Annotated in this window: 22 protein-coding genes and 1 rRNA gene; 13 read left to right on the top strand and 10 right to left on the bottom strand. The window is 41.6% G+C overall.

Going from position 1 to position 24,652, the window contains the following annotated elements; genetic code table 11:
- Positions 1-856 precede the first annotated feature (856 nt).
- Entirely contained in the window at positions 857-1,006 is a 150-nt protein-coding gene (locus M3221_RS10965) for a hypothetical protein (RefSeq protein WP_251271816.1), read from the bottom strand.
- Between the two features lie 561 nt (positions 1,007-1,567).
- Positions 1,568-2,278 (bottom strand): GntR family transcriptional regulator, encoded by a 711-nt coding sequence (locus M3221_RS10960; RefSeq protein ID WP_251271815.1) that lies wholly within the window; start codon positions 2,276-2,278, stop codon positions 1,568-1,570.
- Between the two features lie 191 nt (positions 2,279-2,469).
- Between M3221_RS10960 and M3221_RS10955 the strand changes: the two genes are divergently transcribed.
- The 3 genes from M3221_RS10955 to M3221_RS10945 are packed head-to-tail and all read left to right on the top strand — an operon-like array spanning position 2,470 to position 6,127.
- Positions 2,470-4,374 carry a beta-glucoside-specific PTS transporter subunit IIABC gene (locus tag M3221_RS10955; RefSeq protein WP_251271814.1) on the top strand — a complete coding sequence of 635 codons (1,905 nt, stop codon included), beginning with the start codon at positions 2,470-2,472 and terminating at the stop codon, positions 4,372-4,374.
- Positions 4,375-4,386: 12 nt separating this feature from the next.
- Complete coding sequence (gene bglA, locus M3221_RS10950) at positions 4,387-5,850, top strand: 6-phospho-beta-glucosidase BglA (protein WP_251271813.1); 1,464 nt, start codon at positions 4,387-4,389, stop codon at positions 5,848-5,850.
- 22 nt (positions 5,851-5,872) lie between these two features.
- Positions 5,873-6,127 carry a SemiSWEET transporter gene (locus M3221_RS10945; RefSeq protein ID WP_251271812.1) on the top strand — a complete coding sequence of 85 codons (255 nt, stop codon included), beginning with the start codon at positions 5,873-5,875 and terminating at the stop codon, positions 6,125-6,127.
- Between the two features lie 85 nt (positions 6,128-6,212).
- Here M3221_RS10945 and M3221_RS10940 read toward each other — a convergent pair whose 3' ends face one another.
- On the bottom strand, positions 6,213-7,388 hold the full coding sequence (locus M3221_RS10940) for an MFS transporter (protein WP_251271811.1): 1,176 nt from the start codon (positions 7,386-7,388) through the stop codon (positions 6,213-6,215).
- Between the two features lie 514 nt (positions 7,389-7,902).
- Between M3221_RS10940 and M3221_RS10935 the strand changes: the two genes are divergently transcribed.
- Positions 7,903-9,528, top strand: coding sequence for an amidase family protein (locus tag M3221_RS10935; protein ID WP_251271810.1), 1,626 nt, complete (start codon positions 7,903-7,905; stop codon positions 9,526-9,528).
- A gap of 433 nt (positions 9,529-9,961) precedes the next feature.
- Complete coding sequence (locus tag M3221_RS10930) at positions 9,962-10,204, top strand: glutaredoxin family protein (RefSeq protein ID WP_251271809.1); 243 nt, start codon at positions 9,962-9,964, stop codon at positions 10,202-10,204.
- A 142-nt stretch (positions 10,205-10,346) separates the two neighbouring features.
- Here the strand turns inward: M3221_RS10930 and M3221_RS10925 are convergent, their stop codons facing one another.
- From M3221_RS10925 to M3221_RS10915, 3 genes are all read right to left on the bottom strand, one after another.
- Positions 10,347-10,694 carry a hypothetical protein gene (locus tag M3221_RS10925; RefSeq protein WP_251271808.1) on the bottom strand — a complete coding sequence of 116 codons (348 nt, stop codon included), beginning with the start codon at positions 10,692-10,694 and terminating at the stop codon, positions 10,347-10,349.
- Positions 10,660-11,238: an SDR family oxidoreductase gene (locus M3221_RS10920; RefSeq protein WP_251271807.1), complete on the bottom strand. Its 579-nt coding sequence runs from the start codon at positions 11,236-11,238 to the stop codon at positions 10,660-10,662. The genes M3221_RS10925 and M3221_RS10920 overlap by 35 nt, the downstream gene beginning before the upstream one ends.
- 144 nt (positions 11,239-11,382) lie before the next feature.
- Positions 11,383-12,261, bottom strand: a complete 879-nt coding sequence (locus tag M3221_RS10915) for a YitT family protein (protein WP_251271805.1) — start codon at positions 12,259-12,261, stop codon at positions 11,383-11,385.
- Positions 12,262-12,588: 327 nt separating this feature from the next.
- On the opposite strand from M3221_RS10915, the gene M3221_RS10910 reads away from it, so the two are divergent.
- Together M3221_RS10910 and yyaC are read left to right on the top strand one after the other, a co-directional pair.
- Entirely contained in the window at positions 12,589-13,110 is a 522-nt protein-coding gene (locus M3221_RS10910) for a YcxB family protein (protein WP_251271803.1), read from the top strand.
- A gap of 271 nt (positions 13,111-13,381) precedes the next feature.
- Positions 13,382-13,975, top strand: coding sequence for a spore protease YyaC (gene yyaC, locus M3221_RS10905; RefSeq protein ID WP_251271801.1), 594 nt, complete (start codon positions 13,382-13,384; stop codon positions 13,973-13,975).
- Positions 13,976-13,992: 17 nt separating this feature from the next.
- On the opposite strand, the gene M3221_RS10900 is transcribed toward yyaC, so the two are convergent.
- Both M3221_RS10900 and M3221_RS10895 read right to left on the bottom strand, forming a co-directional pair.
- Positions 13,993-15,309: a CitMHS family transporter gene (locus tag M3221_RS10900; RefSeq protein ID WP_251271936.1), complete on the bottom strand. Its 1,317-nt coding sequence runs from the start codon at positions 15,307-15,309 to the stop codon at positions 13,993-13,995.
- Positions 15,310-15,482: 173 nt separating this feature from the next.
- A complete protein-coding gene (locus M3221_RS10895) occupies positions 15,483-16,346 on the bottom strand; it encodes a LysR family transcriptional regulator (protein ID WP_251271799.1) in 864 nt (287 codons plus the stop codon).
- A gap of 124 nt (positions 16,347-16,470) precedes the next feature.
- Here M3221_RS10895 and M3221_RS10890 point away from each other — a divergent pair, with 124 nt between their 5' ends.
- The 3 genes from M3221_RS10890 (at position 16,471) to M3221_RS10880 (ending at position 18,199) form a co-directional block, all read left to right on the top strand.
- Positions 16,471-17,598 carry a 2-methylaconitate cis-trans isomerase PrpF family protein gene (locus tag M3221_RS10890; protein WP_396120272.1) on the top strand — a complete coding sequence of 376 codons (1,128 nt, stop codon included), beginning with the start codon at positions 16,471-16,473 and terminating at the stop codon, positions 17,596-17,598.
- A gap of 91 nt (positions 17,599-17,689) precedes the next feature.
- The gene (locus tag M3221_RS10885) at positions 17,690-17,839 is read left to right on the top strand and encodes an RNA-binding protein (protein ID WP_251271795.1); all 150 of its coding nucleotides are present in this window, start codon (positions 17,690-17,692) and stop codon (positions 17,837-17,839) included.
- A gap of 111 nt (positions 17,840-17,950) precedes the next feature.
- On the top strand, positions 17,951-18,199 hold the full coding sequence (locus M3221_RS10880) for an HPr family phosphocarrier protein (RefSeq protein ID WP_251271793.1): 249 nt from the start codon (positions 17,951-17,953) through the stop codon (positions 18,197-18,199).
- Between the two features lie 108 nt (positions 18,200-18,307).
- Here the strand turns inward: M3221_RS10880 and M3221_RS10875 are convergent, their stop codons facing one another.
- Together M3221_RS10875 and M3221_RS10870 are read right to left on the bottom strand one after the other, a co-directional pair.
- Entirely contained in the window at positions 18,308-19,507 is a 1,200-nt protein-coding gene (locus M3221_RS10875) for an MFS transporter (RefSeq protein WP_251271791.1), read from the bottom strand.
- A 365-nt stretch (positions 19,508-19,872) separates the two neighbouring features.
- On the bottom strand, positions 19,873-20,559 hold the full coding sequence (locus M3221_RS10870; RefSeq protein WP_251271789.1) for a DUF421 domain-containing protein: 687 nt from the start codon (positions 20,557-20,559) through the stop codon (positions 19,873-19,875).
- 397 nt (positions 20,560-20,956) lie between these two features.
- Between M3221_RS10870 and M3221_RS10865 the strand changes: the two genes are divergently transcribed.
- The 3 genes from M3221_RS10865 to M3221_RS10855 form a co-directional block, all read left to right on the top strand.
- A complete protein-coding gene (locus M3221_RS10865; RefSeq protein ID WP_251271787.1) occupies positions 20,957-21,898 on the top strand; it encodes a magnesium transporter CorA family protein in 942 nt (313 codons plus the stop codon).
- A gap of 335 nt (positions 21,899-22,233) precedes the next feature.
- Positions 22,234-23,598 (top strand): MATE family efflux transporter, encoded by a 1,365-nt coding sequence (locus M3221_RS10860; RefSeq protein WP_251271785.1) that lies wholly within the window; start codon positions 22,234-22,236, stop codon positions 23,596-23,598.
- Positions 23,599-24,287: 689 nt separating this feature from the next.
- A 16S ribosomal RNA gene (locus M3221_RS10855) occupies positions 24,288-24,652 on the top strand; the annotation flags it as partial.

Here is a 24,652-nt window from a genome sequence, read left to right as displayed (position 1 = left end):
TCAATTGTAAAACGATACGAGGATCAATATGAGTGATGATAAGTAAGAAGCGGCAAGCGATGTCATAAAAAATACATAGAAGAATAAGAAGAATCAAGACCTTAGCGCCTAACCCCCACTAAATCGGAGATTTTGAAGGGGTTAGGCGCTGATTTTTTGTTCAATTGTAAGGCCGAAAGAAATTTTTTTTTTCAGTTTTTCTGTGTGTTTCTCTGGCTTCCGTTTCTCCTCTACTTTGTAGGATTAATAATAATAGAGGGAATTGAGAAAATGTGGAACAAGGTGGGGCCATCAAAGATTCATTCAGATAATAAGTAAGAGAAGTACGAAAAAGCCTTTAATCATAAAGGCTTTTAGACTATAGACAAATTTTATATGGATGACCGTGCCCATCAATGGGACGGATCGGAGTCGTCCAGGCAGCTCTGCTTTCCATGGGGCAGGAGGCGCTGAGCTCCGCTCCACCGGTCGGCTGCCGTAGTCTGCGCTGCCCTCCTGCCGCCAAGATTGTACGGAGCTCATAAGGTCATATTTTTCTGTTTAAAAAAGAGTACATTTCTATTCAGTCCTTGCTTATCGATCTTCATCACCACTTAGTGAAATCTGCCGGACGAAGACTCCTGCGGGAAGTACAGGGAGCCGGGAGAGCCCGCAGGCTTCTTTTATTGGCTCTTTTTTAAAGCAAAAGACTTCGTCAACACACTGAGACAGCCGTTTATCCGACTGTCTCTTTTATGTTTAATTGGAGGCAATTGAACATGAACCATGGTTTAAAGCGTTGTTATGCCACCTGTTAGAAATAAAGGACGGTTTTAATGAGAAAACGAAGGACGCTTGTTTTAAATCCTTGTTACGTTTATTCCGTATTCACTGGGTATGCTCCGATTTTAAGTTGATAAATGATTATTACAACCATAATAACCGAAACAATGGTCATATAAATCACATGTACCGTTTCAGAAGCAAGAATAGCTTTAACTTTCTTCAATATCTTCATTCGCTTCACTCCGATCCTTCTCATAGTCGTGACCGGTAATTGCGGCTAAACCTCTTTCGAGAGCATCCGTTTGTTTAAATACGTACACCTTATATTTATGATTGGGTTCATTCGGTTTTGACCATAAGAATTTATAAATTCTTATGGTCAATTGCTGAAACAAGCCGTATTTACAAATGTTAATTTTATCCACGAGTAATCAATCTATATATAAGTGACCTGCTGTCAGTAGTGTATTAAACATATTTCAAATTGTGCAAAACTCAAAAAACAAGTTCCCAACAAGCCGTATCAAGAATTATCATACCGGCTTGATTTCAAAAAAGATTAAGCATCCATTAATTTGCACTTGATTAGATCGGCAGCAACTTCATCCACCAATGTCATTTTAAAAAACGATTTGGGTGACCTCTGTTTTTAAGCAAGCTCTTTAACCAATGGGAGTTTCAGCTTTCTTTCGGAAATTCTGGATACACAATAGTCATACCAGACAGAGAAAGAATGCTTGGTCGAGACAACTTACCCTATCGCTATGTAATCCAGCAGATTAAAAAAAAGCAAACAGCCATTTTAAGAAAAATGACTGTTCGCTTGAAGAAAGAACTGCGACTGCTGGTAATTGTACGTCACTTTTGAAAAGTTAAACGGCTGCCCATTGGTTAAATGAAAAACACTTTCCATAAACAGTTTAGGTGCACCTTTTTCTAAACCTAAATACTCCGCTTCTTCCTCGTTCAGCTTATCTACGTGAATGTAAACATCTGAAAAGCCAACCTTTAATCCCAAGCCTTCCTTAATGTAGTTAAAGATCGATTCGGTCACAATCTCGTTATTTAAATAGGTCACGATGGATTTGTTGTAGTAGGATTCTTCTAAGCATAACGTCTGCTCGTTAATATACCGGACCCGTTTGACATAATACACTTCGTCATCTAGTTCGATATTTAAATTGTGGGCAACTTCTTGTGTAGGTGTTCTTACTTCTAATTCAATCACTTTAGAGGTAATTTTAAAATCCTCTAAATCCTTTTTAAACCCCTGGTTAGACAACAGGCCTATATAGCCTTTTCTTTTATGTCTTCTTACAAAAATACCGCTGCCTCGAACTTGAAAGACAACTCCTTTTTTTTCTAACAGATCTAATGATTTCGTAATCGTGCTTTTACTTACTTCAAATTGTGCCATTAATGTTTCTAAAACAGGCAGTTTATCTCCCTGCTGAAGCTCATTATCTTCGATGTACTTTTCAATTTCTCCTGCGATTTGCTGGTATTTTAACATAGTCAGTCCTCATTTATGTATTGGTCTTATTCGCTTTATTCAATACCAGCATTATAGCATAAACTCACTAATGACCGTTCTTCGAAATTATATATAAATAAATTTTTTGTTTAGGTATTGATTAATTATACCGGTACAATTATAATGAAAGCGTATTAATAAAACAAAACGAAATTAAAGGAGGGTTTCAAATGTCAGGGAAAGTGAGAGATTATTCTCAGCTTGCAAAAGATATTTTAGAAGCAGTTGGCGGAGAAGAAAATGTAATTGGAGCGACACGCTGTGCGACACGGCTAAGACTCGTGCTGAAGCGGTCAAATCCAAAAGCAAAAGATATAGTAGCCTCTATGCCAGGCGTTATTACCGTAGTAGAAAACAGCGGCCAGTTCCAAGTTGTCATTGGCCAGCACGTAGGAGAAGTGTATGAGAAGTTTTCGGGGCTGGTAAACCTGGAAGCATCGGATGAACAAATTGAAAACAAAGGAACGATCGTAAACCGTATCATTGCGACGATGTCGGCCGTATTCGCGCCATTTGTCTACATTTTGGCGGCAGCGGGTATTTTGCAGGGTGCGCTCATCATTATTAATTTATTGTTTCCCGGCTTTGCCGAAACAGGGACTTATCAAGTATTTAGTTTTATTTCATGGGCACCGTTTACGTTCCTGCCGATTTTTATCGCGATTACAGCCGCGAATCATTTTAAAACCAACCTGTATATAGCAGTCGCCTGCTGTGCGGCATTAGTCAGTCCAACTTGGGCAGAAATCGCAGCTCAAATCTCAGAAGGAAACAGCATGAATTTCTTAGGGCTTGCACTGTCTCCAACGACATATACATCGTCTGTATTGCCGCCACTATTTTTAGTATGGATTTTGTCTTACCTTGAAAGATTTTTAAACAAGAACATTAACGAAGTCGTTAGACCATTGCTTGTTCCATTTTTAAGTTTAGTTATTATGGTACCGCTCACAATTCTATTAATCGGTCCTGTCACAACAATGGGAGCGAACGGAATTGCAAACGGATATAACTTCTTAGCAGAAAATGCACCTGCTGTAGCGGGAGCGATCATCGGCGGATTCTGGCAAGTCATCGTTATTTTCGGCGTTCACTGGGGTATTACACCAATGGTATTGGCGAATTTTGAGCAGTATGGCCGTGATTCATTTCAGGCGTATCAAACAATCGCCGTTATCGCACAAGTCGGTGCAGTACTTGGTGTGATCTTAAAAGCAAAAAGCCAGGAAACACGCAAAGTCAGTGTATCAGCTGGTGTAACCGGACTATTCGGCATTACAGAGCCGGCGATTTACGGGGTAACATTACGATTTAAGAAACCATTTATTTTCGGCTGCATTTCAGGTGCGATCGGCGCTGTTGCCGCAAGTTTCTTTAATCCTTATTACTTTGCTTATGCAGGATTGCCAGGACCGCTTACCATTGTAAACGGCATCAGTTCAGATTACCCGATGTCAGTCTGGGGGATTTTACTGGGTACTGCGATTGCGATTGTACTTCCTATTGTGCTGATTCAAATCTTTGGTTACGGGGAAGATACAGCCAAAAAAGCAGACGATACACTTGTTTCAGAAGAAGGAAAAAGTGCAGTTCAAGGGCAATCAAGCAATCTTGAAAACAATGAAGAAGCAGTATACGCTCCGTTTAGCGGCAAGGTGATCCCGCTTTCCGAAGTACCGGATGAAGTATTTAGTTCAGGTGCTATGGGGCAGGGGCTGGCGATTGAGCCGACAGACAACAAGCTGCATGCTCCATTTGATGGAACGGTTGTGATGATTGCACCGACAAAGCATGCGATCGGCCTTCGTTCAGAAACAGGCGTTGAATTGCTTGTACACATCGGCCTTGATACGGTTAACTTAAATGGCGAACCGTTTGAATTGAAGGTAGCCGATGGTGACAAATTCAAAAAAGGTGATATCCTGATCGAATTTGATCAAGACTTCGTTCACAGTAAAGGGTTAACAACGATTACACCGATTATCATTACAAATTCAGGTGCTTACCAAGAAGTGATCGTTGAAAACATTCAAACAAGTACATTAAGTGACAGACTGCTTACGGTCGTAAAATAAGGAGGAAAAACAATGACAAACATGCCAAAAGACTTTTTATGGGGCGGCGCACTAGCCGCCCACCAATTTGAAGGTGGATGGAATCAAGGCGGTAAAGGGCCAAGTGTCGTAGACGTAATGACAGCGGGCGCGCATGGAGTGCCAAGAAAAATTACCGACACGATTGAAGAAAACGAGTTTTACCCAAACCATGAAGCGATTGATTTCTACAATCGCTACAAAGAAGATGTTGCTCTTTTTGCGGAGATGGGATTGAAATGCCTGCGCACATCAATCGGCTGGAGCCGCATTTTCCCAAAAGGCGATGAAGCGGAACCAAACGAAGAAGGCCTGCAATTTTATGATGATCTATTTGATGAACTTCTAAAACATGGCATTGAACCGGTGATTACACTGTCTCACTTTGAAATGCCGCTTCATCTAGCACGGGAATACGGCGGATTCAGAAATCGAAAAGTCGTTGAGTTCTTTGCCAAGTTTGCAGAAGTGTGCTTTAAACGTTATAAAAACAAAGTGAAATACTGGATGACGTTTAACGAAATCAACAATAAAATGGATGTCCGCAACCCGTTATTCTTGTGGACAAACTCTGGCGTGATGGTTAAAGAAGGCGAAAATGCAAAAGAAGTCATGTATCAGGCTGGACATCATGAGCTGGTTGCCAGTGCACTAGCAGTCGCAAAAGGGAAAGAAATTAACCCAGAGTTCCAAATCGGCGCGATGGTGTCTCACGTACCGATTTATCCTTACTCATCTAATCCGGAAGATGTGATGCTGGCGGAAGAAGAAATGAGGCAGCGTTATTTCTTCGCGGATGTACAAGTGCGCGGTTATTACCCAAGCTATGCGCTAAAAGAATTTGAAAGAGAAGGCTACAACATTCCGTTTGAAGACGGAGATGAAGAAATCTTGCGCAACGGTAAAGTCGATTACTTAGGTTTCAGCTATTATATGTCGACAACCGTTAGAAGCGATGTAGAACAAGACAATGCAGGAGATATCGTAAACGGCGGGCTGCCGAATGGCGTAGAAAATCCTTACATCAAATCAAGCGACTGGGGCTGGGCCATTGATCCAACGGGACTGCGCTACACATTGAACCGTTTCTATGACCGTTACCAAGTTCCGCTCTTTATCGTTGAAAATGGATTTGGTGCAATTGATACAGTAGAAGAAGATGGATCTATCCATGACACACAAAGAATCGATTACTTAAAATCACATATCGAAGCATTAGAAAAAGCAGTGACATACGATGGCGTGGACTTGATGGGTTACACACCATGGGGAATTATCGATATCGTATCTTTCACAACAGGTGAAATGAAGAAGCGCTACGGCATGATTTATGTGGATCGTGACAATGAAGGAAATGGTTCAATGAAGCGTTTCAAGAAAGATTCATTTGAATGGTACAAAAATGTCATTGCGACAAACGGCAAACAGTTAGAGCCTGTAAGCCCAGTAAAAAAATAATTGCCAGGAAAAGAGATGAACGATGAGTCTTTTCACAATCATTGGTATTTTAGGCGCCAGCCTGACCACTTTATCCTTTTTGCCTCAAACGATTAAAACGCTTAAAGAAAAAAATACAGAAGGCATTTCCCTGCTGATGTACAGCATGTTTGCAGCGGGACTGGCTCTTTGGGTAGTGTACGGGGTTTTCACGAATGACTTGCCGGTTATACTGGCTAATTCTATTACCTTATTTTTTGCCTTAATTATTCTGGGGCTGAAGGTGAAGTATAATTAAAAAAGAAAAGCTGGACTTTTGTCCAGCTTTTCTTTTTATTTTCAGCAAGCTTATTCTTCACTTTGAGCCCGCTGAGGGGGACGTTTCAAGACATCTCATGGATTTCTTTTACGCGCTTATCGCTCGGAAGCAGCCACGTTAACAGGCCGAGCAGCGGTAAAAAACTGCAAAACAGCATCACAAACTGAAGGCTGTATACATCGGCTAACTTGCCAAAAACCACTGCACCGATGGCTCCCATACCAAAAGCGAGACCTACAATTAATCCTGAAACAAGACCTATCTTACCCGGAAGCAGTTCCTGTGCATACACAACGGTCACACTAAAGCTTGATTGAATGATAAAGCCGGCCAAAATAAGCAGCGGCGCAGTTAGTACAAGAGAAGCGTGGGGCAGGAATAGAGTGAACGGCACGGCGCCGAGCATAGAAAAAAGCAAAATATTTCGTTTTCCGAAACGATCGGCTAACGGACCTCCAAAAAACGTGCCAAACACGCCCATTATCATAAATGAAAATACATACAGCTGCGCACTTTTGATCGATAAATCAAATTTTTCGATGGCGTAAAATTGAAAGTAGTTTAAAATGCCTGCACTATACCATGAGCGTGCAAATACAAGAAATATCAGAAGGGTTATAGCAAACACAATTTCTTTGTTTATGGTAAGAGAATTCGACGCTTGCTTCTTGTTGACGTGCTTTCGGACAGCTACTTCTCCTTTGTACCACTTGGATACCCCATATAAAATCAGAACACCAAGCCCCGCCAACAGAACGAACCAGATCGTCCCAAACTGGCCAAGTCCGATAAAAATAAACGCGGTAAAAAGTGGTGCCATAGATTGGCCGGTATTACCGCCTACTTGGTAAATAGATTGGGCGAGCCCTCTTTTTGCTCCTGCAGCCATATACGCTACACGAGAGCCCTCCGGGTGAAAAATAGCCGATCCAAATCCAATAAACAGCACCGAAGCTAACACGAAATAAAAATTTGGTGCCACGGCTAAACCGACCATGCCGATCATACTTAAACACATCGAGATAGGCAGCAGGAAAGGAGCCGGCCGTTTATCTGCCACAACGCCAAACACAGGCTGCATAATGGATGAGGTCATATTAAGTGCAAAAGCGATCCAGCCGATCTGTGTATAGTTCAGATTCATCGACTTTTCAAGAATCGGGAACAGTGCCGGTACAACCGACTGCATACAGTCATTTAAAAAATGCCCTAAACTAATGGCAAACAAAATACGGTACATGGTGACGGGCTTGCTGTGGTTTTGCCGCTGTGTGCATTATGTATTCCTTCCTTTCGTATAAAAATGGCTTTGAGGCAAGCAATGATTGAATATTGGCTGGCCTTTAGCATGATGATAGCTCTCCTAGAAAACTGTAAAAAGCACCTCTAAATTTTACCATAAGAAATGGTGAGTAAATACGAATATTAAAACTTCTCTGATATTTGTAGGTGGTCAGATATTCATGAGGTTGATCAAAATAAATGAGTGCGAAAGCAGTAATGGAAGTAATTCGATAGAATATGAAGAACAGAAATCAGCAAAAAGAAGCAAGTGAACTGAACCGAGTATTCCATCCTTTTTTAAAGACAATTCTCAAACTTATCTCCTATATATTCATTGAAATTGTATGTGAAAAGAACCTATTCAACCATTATGGGTGAGAAAATCTAACAGGTTAATGGTTTTCCTTTTTTAAAATATTAAAATAATAAACTATTAGGGTTGAATGATACATATTTGGGAGGAAAAGCGAATGAATTTTAATAAAAATGCCAAAGTGTTCGTTACATTGTCGTTATGCAGTGCAATTTTAACAGCTCCAACATTAAGCTCCGCGAATAGCGGTACAGAATCAGCCATTTCTAAAAACTCGACAGCCGTTGAAAATGTGTTGAAAAACCCACAAGCAGGATTAGCGACAGGGGTTGGCACCTTCCAAATTGAAGAAGCGACAATTGAACAAATTCAAAAAGCTTTACAATCAAACCAGATTACTTCGGTTGAGTTGGTGCAAATGTATTTAGATAGAATTGAAGCGTACGATAAGAACGGTCCGAAAATTAATTCTGTTTTAACGATTAATCCAGACGCTTTAAAGATTGCAGCGGAAATGGACAAGCTTCGCGGCAAAGGAAAACAAGGTCCATTATTTGGAGTTCCTGTTTTGTTAAAAGACAATATTGATACAAAGGACAACATGCCAACAACTGCTGGTGCCATTGCGTTAAAAGATAATTACGCTAGTGAGGATTCATGGGTGGCGAAAAAACTACGTGATGCTGGTGCTATTATTCTAGGAAAAGCGAACATGAGTGAGTGGGCGTATTTTATGACAAGCGGTGCTCCTAGTGGATATAGCGGGCTTGGGGGGCAAGTCTTGCATCCGTATGGGCCGAATTCGTTCGCTGCTGGAAGTGTAGGCGGTTCCAGTTCTGGTTCTGGTGCCAGTATTGCCTCAAATTTTGCGACGGTCGCCATTGGTACTGAAACATCAGGATCCATTCTTAGTCCTTCCAGTGCCAATTCCATTGTTGGAATTAAGCCCACTGTTGGATTAATCAGCCGTACAGGAATTATCCCGCTTTCAATGAGCCAGGACACAGCCGGTCCAATGGCTAGAACGGTTACCGATGCAGCTATTACATTAGGGACATTAACGGGTGTTGACCCAACAGACCCTATTACCGCAACAAGCGAAGGAAAAGCGCTCACCGACTACACAAAACACTTGAAATTAAATGGCTTAAAAGGTGCCCGTATTGGCGTTGATTACAGTTATCTTTCTGGTACATCAGCATCACGTATTGAAGAAAAGCGAGTTATAGAAGAAGCCATTGAAGTCATGAAAGCTCAGGGAGCTATTGTTGAAGAAGTGACAATACCAAGACACAACTATACGTCTAACGTCCTTTATTACGAGTTTAAGCACAACTTAAATGATTATCTGAAAAAGACGTCAGATGCCGTGCCGGTTAAAACTTTGGAAGACATTATCGCATTTAACGAAGAAGATCCGGAAGTTAGAATGAAATATGGGCAAACGATATTAGAACGCTCACAAAACTTGAGTGACAGCCTTGATGACCCGACCTATTTACAGCAGCGTACGGATGACATTAAATACTCAAGGGAACTTGGAATCGATAAAGTGATGAAAGAAAACAATCTTGATGCACTTTTATTTGTCAACAACCGGGGGGCAAGTTTACCAGCGAAAGCCGGATACCCATCTATTACGGTTCCTGCTGGATACACAAATACTGGCATGCCAGTAGGCGTCACATTCTCCGCAATGGCCTATAGCGAGCCACGATTAATTGAACTTGCGTATTCTTATGAACAGCATTCGAAAGAGCGTGTTGCCCCCGTTTTTAAGTAACTTATATTTTTTTAAACAGGTACAAAAGGTGAAAAGCCGCTCTGCAAAACGGGGTGGCTTAATGCATCCAGCGCCAATAACTAAATGAAAGGACCGGAAAAATGGATGAGAATGCCTTGAATTTGCTGTAAGTTAAAGCAGAGGCTGTTTTGCTAATGAAAGAGCTTCGGCGAAATGCAGAAGCTCTTTTTTAATTGTTCAAGTAAAAAGCCGGTCATAGGTTGATGAAAAATAAAAAGAGTGGAATATTATTCCTTTTAATCAATAAGCGTTATGCTAAAGAAGCATTTTTAATGCTAAAAGAGCACAGTCAAAAATACTTCATTAATATATGATAAAATAACAGCAACAAGAAAATTCACCGAAGATAGAGGGATAGAGAGAAAATGAAAAAATGTGCAAGTATGAATGAACTAAAGGAAGCGGCCGGACTATGACGAAACAAGTAATCGTCTACTCAATGGATGACTGTGTGGAGTGCGAATTTGTAAAACGGGTGCTGACTGAAGAAAAAGTGCCGTTTGAAGTAAGAGACGTCCGAGCCAGTGAGAAATACCAGCAGGAAGTAGAGGAATTCGGCTTTTTAGGCGTGCCAGTGACCGTATGGGAGAACCGGGCCATCAAAGGCTTTATACCGGAATTGCAGGAAATTATCGATCGTGCTAAAAATGGTTAACAAATAGATGGAAATAGAAAACCCCGCCGGCATAAAGCAGGCGGGGTTTCGTCTTTGTGTTTAAAAAAGGAAGAAGACATTCTCTTTTCCCATTCACGAGAGCTTAAGATAATACATATATGCTCATGCATAAACAAATCTTTTATTGTTCTTTTTTTATTCGCTCCCTGAGGCCGGCTGAAACGCCAGTACCACTTTCCATCGGTTTATGAAGGGAGCCTGAGCTTGGAGGGGCAGGAGGAGCGTCCTGTATCACTTTATTTAAATACTTGGCATTCAGGGTTTCAGTCAATCCAGGTATTAAGTTGCTCGAAACCGAAGACCCTTTTGTTTTCACGCCTACTTCAACGCTCTCCTGAGGGTTATCAAGTAAATCGACAATGGCATCTACTACATTTTCGGCATCGTCCATCGGCTTCATTTGCGCTTCATGTCCGGAGTAATTCCCAGCGTGGTCAAACCAAGGCGTATCGGTCGCCCATGCATACATGGATATCCTCGTAGTTTTCGAGCTCCATTTCCTGATAAAGCCCCGCACTCAGGCCTGATACAGCATATTTCGTCGCCGTGTAGGCTGTGTAGTATGGAAACGCGATTTTACTTGCGACGGAGCCCATGTTAATCAGTATGCCAGATTCTTGCTTTTTAAATTGGCGGAGAGCAAAGTGGCTGCCATACATAGTGCCGAGTATATTCGTTTGCACAATCTGCTGCAAATCCTTGGTTGGAAGCTCCGTATAAGGACCAATTAATCCGACGCCGGCCATGTTCATCCACACATCAATACGGCCAAACTTCTCCATAGCCGTATCGAACAGTTTCTTCACATCTTCTTCTTTTCCAATATCCATCTGAACAGCGGCTGCGTTTGGACCGCATTCTTCCACAAGTTCTTCAAGCAGCTGCGCACGGCGGGCACCCAGTACAAGGTTTGCTCCTTCGGAAGCAAGCCGGCGTGCGGTGCCTTTTCCAAGTCCGCTCGAAGCGCCGGCTATAACAACCGTTAATCCATCGCGAGATTTCTTATCTGCCATATTCCATTCCTCCCTATGTGTTCAGACATCAATAGTTTTCGTTACCCGTTTAGTATTCAAACTAACATAACGATCAACCACGTTTTTGCCGTAACCTGCTTTATTTAAGCAGGAGAGAGGAAGGAAGCATGCGCAGGTAGTTAGTTAAATGGCATTGGAAGAAACAAGCTTCTTGGGAGGAGGAGAAACCGGCTGGGTAAATCCTTCACCGAATACTTCCGTCGCCTCACATAAAATAATAAAAGCATGCGGATCAATATCTTGAACCAAAGCTCTTAATGTCGTAATCTTTGACGGAGCCAGCACCGTCACCATCACGATTCTTTCACTATTGGTGTATCCTCCTGATCCAGAGAGCTTCGTTAATCCTCGATCCAGTTCCGTTAAAATAGATTCACTGATCTGCTTTTCAAATTCCACTGAAGAAATAATGTACGCCACTTTAGAGTTTTTCTGTTGAACCCGCACTGCATAATCCATGGTTAACCGGGTGATAAATGCGCCGACTAATGCGTACAATGCTTTCTCCGGAGAAAAAACGATGCCTCCTGCAATCATAACCGCTGCATCCATCACCATAATAGATGTGCTGTGTTTGATTGCTTTTTTCTTATTCAGAATTTGCGCAATCAGGGTAAATCCGCCCGTATTTCCTTCTGCCCGGAACACAACGGCCAAGCCAAGTCCTACCCCTAATCCACCGTAGATAGCGGCAAGCAGCGGATCATGTGTAAGTGGAGGGATTTCTTTTGTAACATAAACGAAAAAAGGAATTAAAAGAGAACCAATGATATTTTTTAAAATGGTATGGAGGCCTAGAAAACAGCTGCCGCCAATTAGCAGCATCAGTGTGGCTGCCCATAGAATGATAGCTGAAGAAATATGAAATACATCACCTAAAACAAGAGATGCACCAGTTAATCCGCCAGAAGCAATCTGGTTCGGACTTTGCAGTAAATTAAAACATACTGCAATGATAAAGGTACCTAATACTAAAAATGAATATTGCTTAACTTGATACAACGTAATTCGTCTCCTTTCACTTCGGTCATTATAGAGACAAATTCATTTTCATGCAATGAACTGCATAACCGCTTTGCTGTTTTGATCCTTTCAAGCTTTATCGCGTTAAATAAGTAACATATTGAGACTAGCCATCAAATATACAAAGCGGTTAGGAATAGGTTTATCACAATCTGCTTAAAAGATTTTAGGAAAGTTGGCTTGACCGTGTTAGAATAAATCGGTCATTGTTTATGCGATAAAGATAGAGGAAAGACGAGCTAAACAATATTTTATTTAACATACTAAGCATAGCTTTCTAACAGAGATGGTAAAAAGGGGACAAGAATGGAACTAACATACGATTTAACAAAAGAGGATTACCAGGCTTTCCAGATACATGCTGCCAAGCAATCGGAAACGATAAAAAGTGCTTTAATCATGCAGCGTTTGATGGGGCCTGTTCTTTTTTTACTGTTTGCGCTGGTTGTTTCCTGGGTGACAGAAGAATGGCTGCCAGGGCTTTTCATTACGTTTGCAGTTGCTTCAGTCTTATGGGTTATTTTGTATCCTAAGTACTTTTACGGGCATATAAAGAGAAATGTAAACAAAATGTTAAATGAGAGCAGAAATGATAACATGTTTGGACTACATACGCTTGTAATGGATAGAAAAGGTTTTACCGAGAAAAACCGTGCAGGCGAGAAAAAAGCGAACTGGGCTGATATTGAACGAGTGGACGAAGATGAAGCATATTTTTTTCTTTTTACCAGCATAGTGGAGGCTTACATTGTTCCAAAACGATCCTTTGAAAATGAGGACAGACGAGAAGAATTTAAGACATTAGTGAAAAGCGTGAATCTTATCTAAGCAAGAAGGGAGCTTTTATAAAAGCTCTTTTTTTGTTCCTTGTTTAAACTTTTTAGCGAAGTCCAAAGAGTGTCAAATACATCTATTCATGTTTGTGTTCATTATTGTAAATGTATATGTATATACTTATATACAAGAATATATGTATACTTATATATATGTATATGAAGAGGAGAATATAATGTTTTTTGTTTTTAAATGCATAACGCGCCTGGTTTGAAGGTGCCTTTGGACTCGAAGCGTTTTATAATGGAGACAAAGGGGGAAGACGATGGGATTTTTCGGAGGTCAAAAGAACAAAGAAGTAAAGCAGAAAGTGCTATGCGCTGTTTATGATCATACACGAACGATGGACCAGGAGATTGAAGCAATGTCTCATATCCTAAACGATCTTCTTCTGCAGTCATTGAACGAAGGCAGAGAGATTATTTTCCTGTGTGTTGGTTCAGATCGGTCGATTGGCGATGCGCTGGGTCCCTTAGTAGGAACGATGTTAAAAGAAGAAGGGATTTCTCACTGTATATACGGTACACTCGAAGACCCCGTTCATGCGTTTAATTTAGAAAGTACATTAAAAGCCGTAAAAAGACGGTTTGGGCAGCCGTTGATCATTAGTATCGATGCGGGGCTCGGAGAAAAAGAGCAGGTAGGGGCGGTTCTGTTGAAAGAAGGGCCTCTTCTGCCGGGTCAGGCGCTAAAAAAAGTACTCCCGGCGGTAGGAGATTATCATCTGACCGGAGTTGTCAATTACCTTGATCCACTGCCAGCCGCGCAGTTTTTAAATGATACCCGCCTGCATACGGTGATGAAGCTCGCTAAAACAATTGTACGTGTCATTATATACAATAAGGGCCGCTCTGGATGAGCGGCCCTTATTGTATATTAAAAAATGGAAATCGCTCCGGTCAGCACTGCAACAACAATGACAAAGAGAGAACAAAGAATGGACCATTTTATCGCATACCGCTGAAATTCTCCAAGGTCGGTTTTCACCATGCCAACTAGCAGAAGGGTAGAAGCTACAAGCGGGCTTAAAAAATGAACCGGCTGGCCAAGAACGGAAGCCCGTGCTACTTCAACAGGATCGATTCCATAAGCGGATGCGGCTTCTGCTAAAATAGGCAGCACACCGAAATAGTAAGCATCATTTGACAGTACAAATGTAAATGGCATGCTGGTTAACGCCACAACAAGCGGGAAGAAAGATCCTAACGATTCAGGAATGATGGCTACAAGTGAATTGGCAATGGCATCGACCATTTTGGTTCCTTCAAAAATACCAGTGAAGATGCCTGCAGCAAACACGAGCGTTACTACTGTTAAAGCATTTCCGGCATGTGACAGCATCCGTTCTTTTTGCTGTTCTAAATTTGGATAATTGATCATGGAAGCAAGCACAAAACCAATTAAAAACAGTACGGGTACCGGAAGAAGCCCCATCACTAAGATCACCATAACCGAAAGAACCAGCAGCAGGTTTACCCACACTAATTTCGGGCGCTTAATATCTTCCTGCAGCGCATAGGCTGCTGCTGCTTCTGAAAGAGAAGCTTGATTCTGCGCAGCAAGATCAATTTCAATGACCCCAATACGTTCACGTTCCTTTTTGCCCAGAAGAAAAGCAATGCCGATCACACAAGCCATTCCGCCAAACATCGTTGGAAGAAGTGGAATGAAAAAGTCTCCTGCATCAAGGCCTAACGAGGTAATGGCTCTTGTGGCAGGGCCGCCCCATGGTGTCATGCCGCTCATAATGCTTAAAGAAAGAAGGGAAATCGTTGCCAGAACAAGCGGCTTCATCCCTAAACGTTTATAAAGCGGAAACATAGCTGAGATGGTAATCATATGAGTCGTTGTCCCATCTCCATCCAGTGCAACTGTCAGTGCTAGCACTGCGGTTCCAATCGCGATTTTAACCGGATCCCCTTTTACAATCTTCAGCATTTTCTGAATAAGAGGATCGAACAAACCCGCATCAATTAAAACACCGAAAAACAGGATAGCGAATAGGAGCAGGGCGGCTGATGGTGCAACCGTTTTCAATCCCTCCATCATCATATCCCCGAGTTTGGAACCGAACCCGCCGATCACCGCAAAGAGGATAGGCACAATAGTAAGAGCTGCAACCGGAGTTAAACGTTTAGCCATAATCAAATACGTGAACACAACCACCATGGATATACCGAGTAGTGTAAGAATAAAAATCCCTCCTCATAAAGTAATCGCTTACAAGTTAAAAGGCCGTGTAAGATATGCTCTGTATTCAGCGTAATACAAGGAAAGAGATAAAGGAAATACATTATTTTTTTGTTTTTTGATAAAAATTATTTATAATCCAAAACGCAGGAAGTGTTCCTGCGTTTCGAATACGATTATATATTTTCTTTTTTGTTTAAAAAGTCGATAAAGGTTTTGACGGTAGACAGCCGCAGCGCATCCTGGCTGTACATAAGCCAGGTATTTCTTAAAACAGGCTCTCCGTTTTTAAAAGACAATCCATACGTATGGAGGTTGTCTGAAGGCTGAAGGCAGATTTCCGGCAGGATCGACACCCCAAGTCCCTGCTTGACCATTTCTTTGCAGGTTTCCTGCCGGTCGTTTTCCATCGTTACTCTAGGCGGATCCGGAAAGCGGTCATGCCACCAGCCATTCATTAAGTTTTTCAGGGAACTGTCCGTTTTATAATTGATAAAAGGAAGTTCAGGCAGGTCTTCCAAATCAACCTCTTCTTTTGAAATCAAACAAAGCCTCTCTTTATGCAGCAGTGTTTTGATACCGTACCACTCATAGTTTCCGCGTAAAATGCCCAGCTGTACACTGGAGGAATTTAAAAGGTGCATAATGTCCGTGCTCCATCCTGTGTTTACACTGAACTGAACATTTGGATACTGGGCGGAGAACTTTTTTAAAATCTTTGGCAGCTTATACTGGGCAAAATTGCTGGAAACACCAAGGCGAAGGGTGCCTCTTACTTCATTTTGCATATTCAGCATGTAATCTTTTGTTTTTTGCAGTTTTTTGATCATTTCTTCTGCATAATCGGCTAAATAAATACCTTCGGATGTAAATTCAATGCCGCTTTTAATTTTAAAAAACAAGCTTGTGCCAAATTCTTTTTCTAGATTTTTCAAACGATAAGTGAGAGCGGGCTGTGAGATATATAAACGTTCAGCAGCCCGGCTGAAATTTTTCTCTTCATATAATACCCGAAGAGCCACCCAGTCTTTTTCATCCATTCCCGTCCGCCTCCATTTTTAGTTATAAAAAAATTTTTACTTTTACCGAAAAAAATATGTATTTCATTTATCAGTCTCTTTATCATACTATACACTTATCGAATGTGAAAAGGTGGTAATGACGATGAAAGTGCCTGTAGTAATCATGAGAGGCGGTACAAGCAAGGGTGTTTTTCTGAATCATCAGCACATGCCGACAAACCCAGCGCTTTGGGAAGAATTCCTGCTTGATGTGATGGGAAGCCCGGACCAGCGCCAGATTGATGGATTAGGCGGCGCTAACTCTTTAACAAGCAAAGCGGCCATTATTAAAAAATCAGATTCTCCAGCGTTTGATGTGGAGTATACATTTGCACAGGTCAGTATTGATCATCAAATGGTGGATTTCAAAGGCAACTGTGGAAATATTTCATCGGCTGTTGGGCCGTATGCGATTGAGCAGGGCATGGTTCCGATAAAAGAGCCGGTTACAAAGGTTCGGATTTATAATACTAACACGAAAAAATTAATCATTGCTGAAGTAGAAGTGGAAAACGGACAGGTAAAAGCAGAAGGAAACTGTTCCATTCCTGGCGTGCCTGGTACCGGCTCCCCAATTTACTTATCGTTTACGCAGGCAGAAGGAGCTGTGACCGGAAAGCTGTTTCCAACAGGGAAGCCGGTGGATATGATCCGGACAGCGGACCGCCTGATTCCAGTTTCCATAGTAGATGTGGCCAATCCGCTTGTTTTTGTCCGAGCGAAAGACGTTGGGCTAAACGGAACAGAGCTGCCTGCGGAGTACACCCCTGACAAGCTAAAAGAACTGGAAGAGATCCGTTCCATCGCAGCTGAGATGTGCGGGTTTGCAGATCGAAAAGAAGCGACTTTGAAGTCTCCAGCTGTCCCGAAAATGACGATCGTGGCTTCACCTGCGGATTATATAGACCGTACAGGGGTGCAAAGAAAGTCCGCGGACATGGATATTTTAATTCGGATGATGTCCATGCAAAAGCCGCATCAGGCGCTGGCCATTACGGGTGCGATTTGTACAACAGCCGCTGCCTTTCTTGAAGACACTATTCTGTCAGACTTGATAGATATTAAACAGGAAGTATTCCGGCTGGCTCATCCTGCAGGAATTATGGAAACAAAAGTGGATTTTGTTGCTGGTCATATCAGTGCGATCAAGGTAGTTCGCACAGCAAGAACGATTTTAGAAGGCAACGTGTTTACAAAAAAGAATTATGCGCTTTCCCATCAGCTGGCGTAACTTTAGTTTAAAGCCTTTGTAAATGATAAAAAACAGTAAGCAGGAAGAAAGCTGGTTGATTCCTAACTAAACATTCAGGAGGAATACGTCAATGTGGGTGATTACGCTTTATTCTAAAGAAGCAATTAAAATGTTTGAATTTGATACGGAAGAAGAGGCAGTAGAAGCTTCTAAAAACATGAATGGCCATGCATTTTTATCACATGTGATTTATTACAATGATCCATGCTTTGCGTCGTAAAACGGGAAGCGTTCTGGAGTTATAAGGGGCATCTGTAGACTTAGAAAGAATTTAAGTAGAGCAGCGACTAGCTGCACACCTGATTAAATAAAGACAGGAGCGTCCGTGCATATGAACTTAGACAAATCTCTGGCAAAAGCGGTCGTTGAAATTAACCAAACTGCCAATACATTTCGGTCGAGTATTGTGATTTGTACAGATGATAAGCATATAGATGCCAAAAGTATCCTTGGCTTAACTTATAGTGTGCTGAGTTCTAAAACCTTCAAGTTGGAAATACATGGACCAGATGAAGAAAAAGCCAAAATAGCCATGATGCGTGTATTTATGAGAAATGGCCTGCCTGCTGAAGCTTTATAGGAGAGTGCGCGATCCGAAGAAAAAAGGTACGTTCTTCAATAACAAAAAAGCAAAAAAAACAACCATCCGAGTCTTCTGCCAGAAAATGCGGATGGTTGTTTTGCGTAATCAAGATTCTACTGGCTGCCTGCTGGGCATATAAAGAGATTTATCCTCTACTTTGTGCGTCACAATCGCAATCACTGTACCGAATAAGATCATTCCGGCCGCAATCAATGTAATCCACGTAAAGCTGAGGCCGCTGTTTAAGAAAATCGTCCCAAGTGTGGCACCAATGCAGTTAGCCAAGTTAAAGACGGAGGCCGCAATGGTTCCTGATAGGGAAGGGGCTTCCCGGCCGGCGATAATGATTTTTGAATTTAAAAGCGGTGTTGTACCGAACGTTCCGGCGCCAAACAAGAAGCACATGGCGAAAGCAAGCACGTAATACGGAATCAGGAATGTGAACAGCGCTAAAACAGCCGCTAATATCACGAGTGCTAAAATAAGCCGCTCTGTTAAACGGACTGCTGGAATTCTGCCGGAAACAAAATTGCCGATTACGGCACCTAATCCAAAGAAAAAGAACCCAATTGTAATGCTGTTAACACCAAATCCGGATAATTCTCTCAGCATTGGTTCCAGGAACGTATAGGCCGTAAACACACCAGAAAAGCCAAACACAATAATAGCGAGAACAAGCAGTACATTTTTGTTTTTAAAAATTTTCAGCTCTTCCTTCAGTTTTGGCACGACCACATGCTTCTGGTTCGGTGTGGTGAGCATAATGCCAAGCAGCGACACTACACCAAGCAGCGTAATAAACCAGAACACATAGCGCCATTCAAAAATACCGCCGATATATGAGCCGGCCGGAACACCGAGCATAATCGCAATGGTCAGGCCGCCTTGTACCGCTGCAATCGCACTCGGCTGTTTTTCCGGTTCGGAAATGTAAAAAGCCACCGACATGCAAAGACCGAAAAACGGTGCGTGCATCGAGGCAGACAGAAGCCGGGAGGCGAGCAGTACCTCAAACGTTGGGGCAGCAGCCGCAATGATATTGCTGATTACAAAGATGGCCATCATGCCTATCAATAAAGGCTTCGGGGTCATTTTAATCGTGATGATTCTGACAAGAGGTCCAAAGATGGCCACGCTGATCGCATACACACTTAACAGCAGCCCGGTCGTGGCTACTTCTACGTGTAAATCTTTTGCAAATTGAGTGAGCAGTCCGGTAACCACATATTCCGTCATGCCAATTGCAAATGTGCCAATCATAAAAACCAGTAAAACGACCGTTCTAGAATGCTGTAAACGGGTCATCGGTTCACCCTTTCTTTTAGTCTGAAAAACTATACTAAATCATTTTAAAAAAAGCTTCTACACGATTTGCATAAAGGAGCAAAAAGCGGTGCCTTTTAAGAAAAATTGATAATGGAAGTTAAATTTTTATCGAGCAGAACGTCTTCCTGCAGCATTTTTTATTCAATCAAGTATATACTTTTATTTCTCTGCATAGAGGGAAAAGCTTAAACAAAGAGAAAGCGGCTGTCTAAAAACAGACAGCCGCTTGTTTTGATCCTGTTAAGCCATCGACTAACACTCGCCAGACGTGAAGGAAAAGGTCTTGAAAGCAAATGTCCATATCTTCTAAACGTGTGTTAAAAAAGTGTTTTGTTTGTCCAATACTACCTAGAGCGGGAATAGGTTTGAATATAAAAGCCATTTGTTTCTGACCATTCTCCGTAAAAGATATCTTTAATTCTGTCATAGTTTTCTTTCTTTAATTCACGAAGAAGCCATTCTTTTGTTTTACCGATCGATTGAAGTTCTTTCACTTTAATTTCTCCTTCTTCAATCACTAACGTAGAAGGAGCATCGTCTTCAGGGATAAGGCCAAGTATATCGGGAGTGACACTGTCGGATTTTGTATGTAGTTTTACACTGATATCTCCGCCAGGCTCCAGATAAAGATCACGTACTTCTCGCAGTGTGAAAACGCCTTGTTTTCGAAGCATGGTTCGCAGCTGTTCTAAATCTAGATGATTCTTTTTGAGTTGTTTATGATCCAGCTTACCATTGCGGATAATAAGAGAAGGTTTCCCTTTGAGCAGTTCTTTCACGCCATCTCTTTTCTGCCCTAATACTTCGATGGCATAGATCGACACTCCCCATACAGCAACTGCAAAAAGAATCTGCCAGATGGACACCTGCTCATCGTAAATACCCTCTTCTAAAATGCCGCCAAGGACAAGGGCATATACAAAATCAAGAGGTGTCACCTGAGACATCTCTTTTTTTCCGAGGAGCCGGGTTACGACAATTAAGCCAATCAGCCCGATAACAATTTTAAGGGCTATTTCTACATAGATCATCTTATCACCTCACCCTTTTTTTCTTACTCTCCCGTTTAACAGGCACTTAAACCTCTAATTGTCAAAAAATTATTGGTGGAATGGTTTAATCTTTAAAAATCTTGTTTGGTCAAAGGAAAAGAATAATTCATAAAACCTCGTTTTTTGACAAAAGATTAAGGGTATTTTTAAAGATACGAGGGAAAAACCAAATAAGAATGGCATTCTTTACTTTAATGGCTTTGGCTTCTCACGGACTTGTAATATCTCTTCCGTATAATGTTCAGCTTTTAAATGATTAAGCTGGTTTAACAAGGCAGGCAATTATTATATAAAAGGTGACAGTCATCAGCATGAAAGCGAGGAGGCGAAAGAAATAAAACGAACAGAAATTTTTCTCTAGGAGGCACAAATTAAAATGAAACACACATTTCATTCTTCACAGTGGAAATGGTACGAATTAAATCTGGATGATGGAAATATAGAAGAAAAGGTTCCTAATATGGACACTATATGTAAGGAATGGCTGAAAAATCTCTCGAAAGATCAAACAAACGCTATCGATATGGATACGGGCACAGAAGGCAAAGAAGCTTTCTGGGGATCTCTCGTGTATATGCAGAGCGCTAAGGAAGAAGAGGATAAATCGGTTTTTCACTTTTATTTAACGAGGGAACAGCTGATCACGGCTAATATTGATTTTCTTAAGTTGGACCATGTGAACGTTAAAGCAATGAGGGAAAAAATGCATGAAGCTCAAAATCCCATTGAAGGGTTTCTTATTTTGGTCAGCCATATTACTTCTCATTTTTTAAAGAAAATAGATGCTTTTGAATTAGAGCTTCATGATTTATTTTGGAAAATAAAAAAACGGAATAATATCAAAATACTGGACCGGGTTGCCCGTACGGATCAGGAGCTGCTCATCTGGAAAAATCTCATTGTTCCAGCCGTGGAAATCCGTATGGCTTTAAAAGAAGCGTTTGGAGAAGATGTGACAGAAGGGAAACAATATAGACTGGCCAAAAACCGGCTTGAACGGGCGATGTTTCTCGTAAGGGCGTACGAAGAAGAAATTGATTCTCTGCTTGACTTTGAAAATCTTGTTTCTGCTCACCGGGGCAACGAAATTACGAAAACATTGACCGTTATTACGACCTTGTTTGCTCCGGCCACAGTACTTGGAGCGGTGTGGGGAATGAATTTTAAACATATGCCTGAGCTTGAATGGAAGCTGGGCTACCTGCTCGCAGGCGGCTTGATGATCATCAGTACGCTGGCGATCTATTTTTACTTAAGAAGAAAGGGATGGATGGGCGACATTTTAAGTACGAAAAGTAAAAAATCCTTTTTCCAATAATGCCTCCTATTATAGAAAGTATAAAACCTTCTCATCCTTCGAATATGCTTTTCTTCACGTAAAAAACTAATCAAGATTCAGCTTGCAGGCATGATCTTTATAAAGAGGACAAAGTCTGCAAGCTTTTTGTATAATAGAGTTGGACCATTCTTGTAAACATTTTTGGGCTGCCTAATAACTGAATTCCCATTTTCCTCATCTCTAATGACTAGAGCTTTTTTGAAATCGCTTTAAATATAAAAAGCAGTGCAAAATTGAGAAACGGAAGTAAGCAGCAATCACGTTGCTAGATACTCATTGAAATGATCAAATATTTGAACAGGAGAGCTGCTTTCATGAATTACAAAAAAATATTGGTCCTTGCCCTTCCATCGATTGCTTCTTTCGCGGCCATGACCGCGACCGGTACGATCAATTTAATTATGGTTGGAAACCTGGGTGCTTTAGCCATCGCGATTGTTGGTGTCTCTAATATTATTATGTACAATGTATGGGCATTGTTTTCTGGGATTGGCCATACTGTGAATTATCTTGTAGCCCAGCACTATGGATCCAATAACATGAAGCGAGGCGTCAAGCAGACAGCAATTGCTCTTTATTTATGTGTGATCGCCAACATACTCGTTATTCTCACTGGTTTGTTTGCCTCAGAAGCCATTTTATCCTTAATGGGTTCTTCAAAGGATCTGATCAGGGAAGGAACCGGCTATTTAACGGTCCGTTTTCTGGCGATGACCGCAACAGTATTTACTTTTGTGCTGCATGGCTTTTTCCGGGGGATCGGCGACACAAGAACACCTATGATTACATCCCTCATTGGGAACGGCATCATGGTGTTCTTTACGTACGCGTTAACCTATGGAAATGCAGGGTTTCCTGAAATAGGCTTGATCGGGGCTGCCTGGGCTGTATTAATCGGGGAATGTACAATTTTTCTTCTTTCTGCCTACGTTTATTTTATTGTCCTGCATAAACGCTATCGTACACGCTCAAAAGCGAAGCTGGACCGTACGGATTCTATGTTAATTGCTTCAGAAAGCGGAAAATTAGGGGCAGAGGAATTTTCAAAAAGTATGGCGATGTTTGTTTTTACGATTTTTGTGACACAGCTGGGCACGAATGCGCTGGCATCTAATGAAGTAGCTTTAAGTGTCATGAGCTTTGGGTTCATGCCGGCTTTTGCTTTTGGTACAACGGCCACCATTTTAGTCGGCCAGGATATTGGCCGCGGAAACCCATTATCGGCAAGGAGGATGGGGACAGAGACGGCTATTATCGGCAGTGTATTTATTTTGGTTCTGGGGCTTCTTGAATTTATATTTGCGGATTCCATTATTGGGATGTATACAAATGACCCGGATGTACACGGGCTCGCCGTGCAGTTGATTCAAATTTCTGCTTTCCTCCAGTTGTTTGATGCGTGGTTTAACTTTTACGCAGGCGGCCTGCGGGGTATCGGCGATACAACGTTTTTGCTGAAAATTTCACTCGTCTTGTCCTGGCTGTTTTTTGTGCCGCTGGCATATATATGTACGAACCTTCTTCACTGGGAAAGCATCGGTGCCTGGCTTGCGCTTTATGGATTTACTACAGTTATTGGCATTGCCGTTTTGATCCGCTTTTACCGGGTGGACTGGCTGGCCGTTGAAATGAAGTCAGGACACATGCATGAGCATTCAGCGGGCCATGCAAAAGAATAATGAAGAAAAAGGTTTTTTATCACGCATGAAAATTGTGATGTAAATGAGCTAAGTTGTTTGGAATATCATCAATCATAAAAAGATGTGAGGCGCTGCTTCTTCTTAAAGAAGAAATAGTGCCTTTTCTGTTTATGTACAATGAAAGAAATGCATCATCTTTATTAAAGTTCCTGTCCATCATTTTTAAGAACTGCATACTGAATTAGAATGCCACCAATCCGCAAGCTTATCCTGGATGCTTACAGGTGTAAAAATCCAGTTCAGGAAGCAAAAACAATAAAAAGATCGTTGATATAAACAAAACATTATGGTATATTATTAATCGTCGCTTACGAAGCGGTAAAGCATAAGAAAGATAATTGCTATTTTAAGATAATTGTTTTCAAGGAATGGTATTGACTTTTCGTTTGGATGTTGTTATATTTAGTTTCTGTTGCAAGAGAATGCAACGAAAAAAGATAAGTTTACTTAGTTAAATGATGATTTGTTGAGATAATATTCTCGATAAAAGTCGATAAAAGGTTGTTGACTTAAAACATTCTGCATGATATGATTATTTAGCTGTCGGAAACGTCAGCAAAGAGAATTGATCTTTGAAAACTGAACAAAATAAACGTCAACGTTTTAAGAATTAAACTTCTATAGAAGATGCCCGTCATCTATATAGAAACAAATGAGCAAGTCAAACTTTTTTGGAGAGTTTGATCCTGGCTCAGGACGAACGCTGGCGGCGTGCCTAATACATGCAAGTCGAGCGGACAGAAGGGAGCTTGCTCCCGGAAGTCAGCGGCGGACGGGTGAGTAACACGTGGGCAACCTGCCCTGCAGATTGGGATAACTCCGGGAAACCGGGGCTAATACCGAATAACATTGGAAACCTCATGGTTTCCTTTTAAAAGGCGGCTTCGGCTGTCACTGCAGGATGGGCCCGCGGCGCATTAGCTAGTTGGTGAGGTAACGGCTCACCAAGGCGACGATGCGTAGCCGACCTGAGAGGGTGATCGGCCACACTGGGACTGAGACACGGCCCAGACTCCTACGGGAGGCAGCAGTA

It is taken from the genome of Domibacillus indicus, assembly GCF_023715895.1.
In the GTDB taxonomy this organism is placed as follows: Bacteria; Bacillota; Bacilli; order Bacillales; family Domibacillaceae; genus Domibacillus; species Domibacillus indicus_A.
The sequence above is the reverse complement of the archived record's forward strand: the minus strand, read 5'-3'. Positions and strand labels throughout refer to the sequence as shown.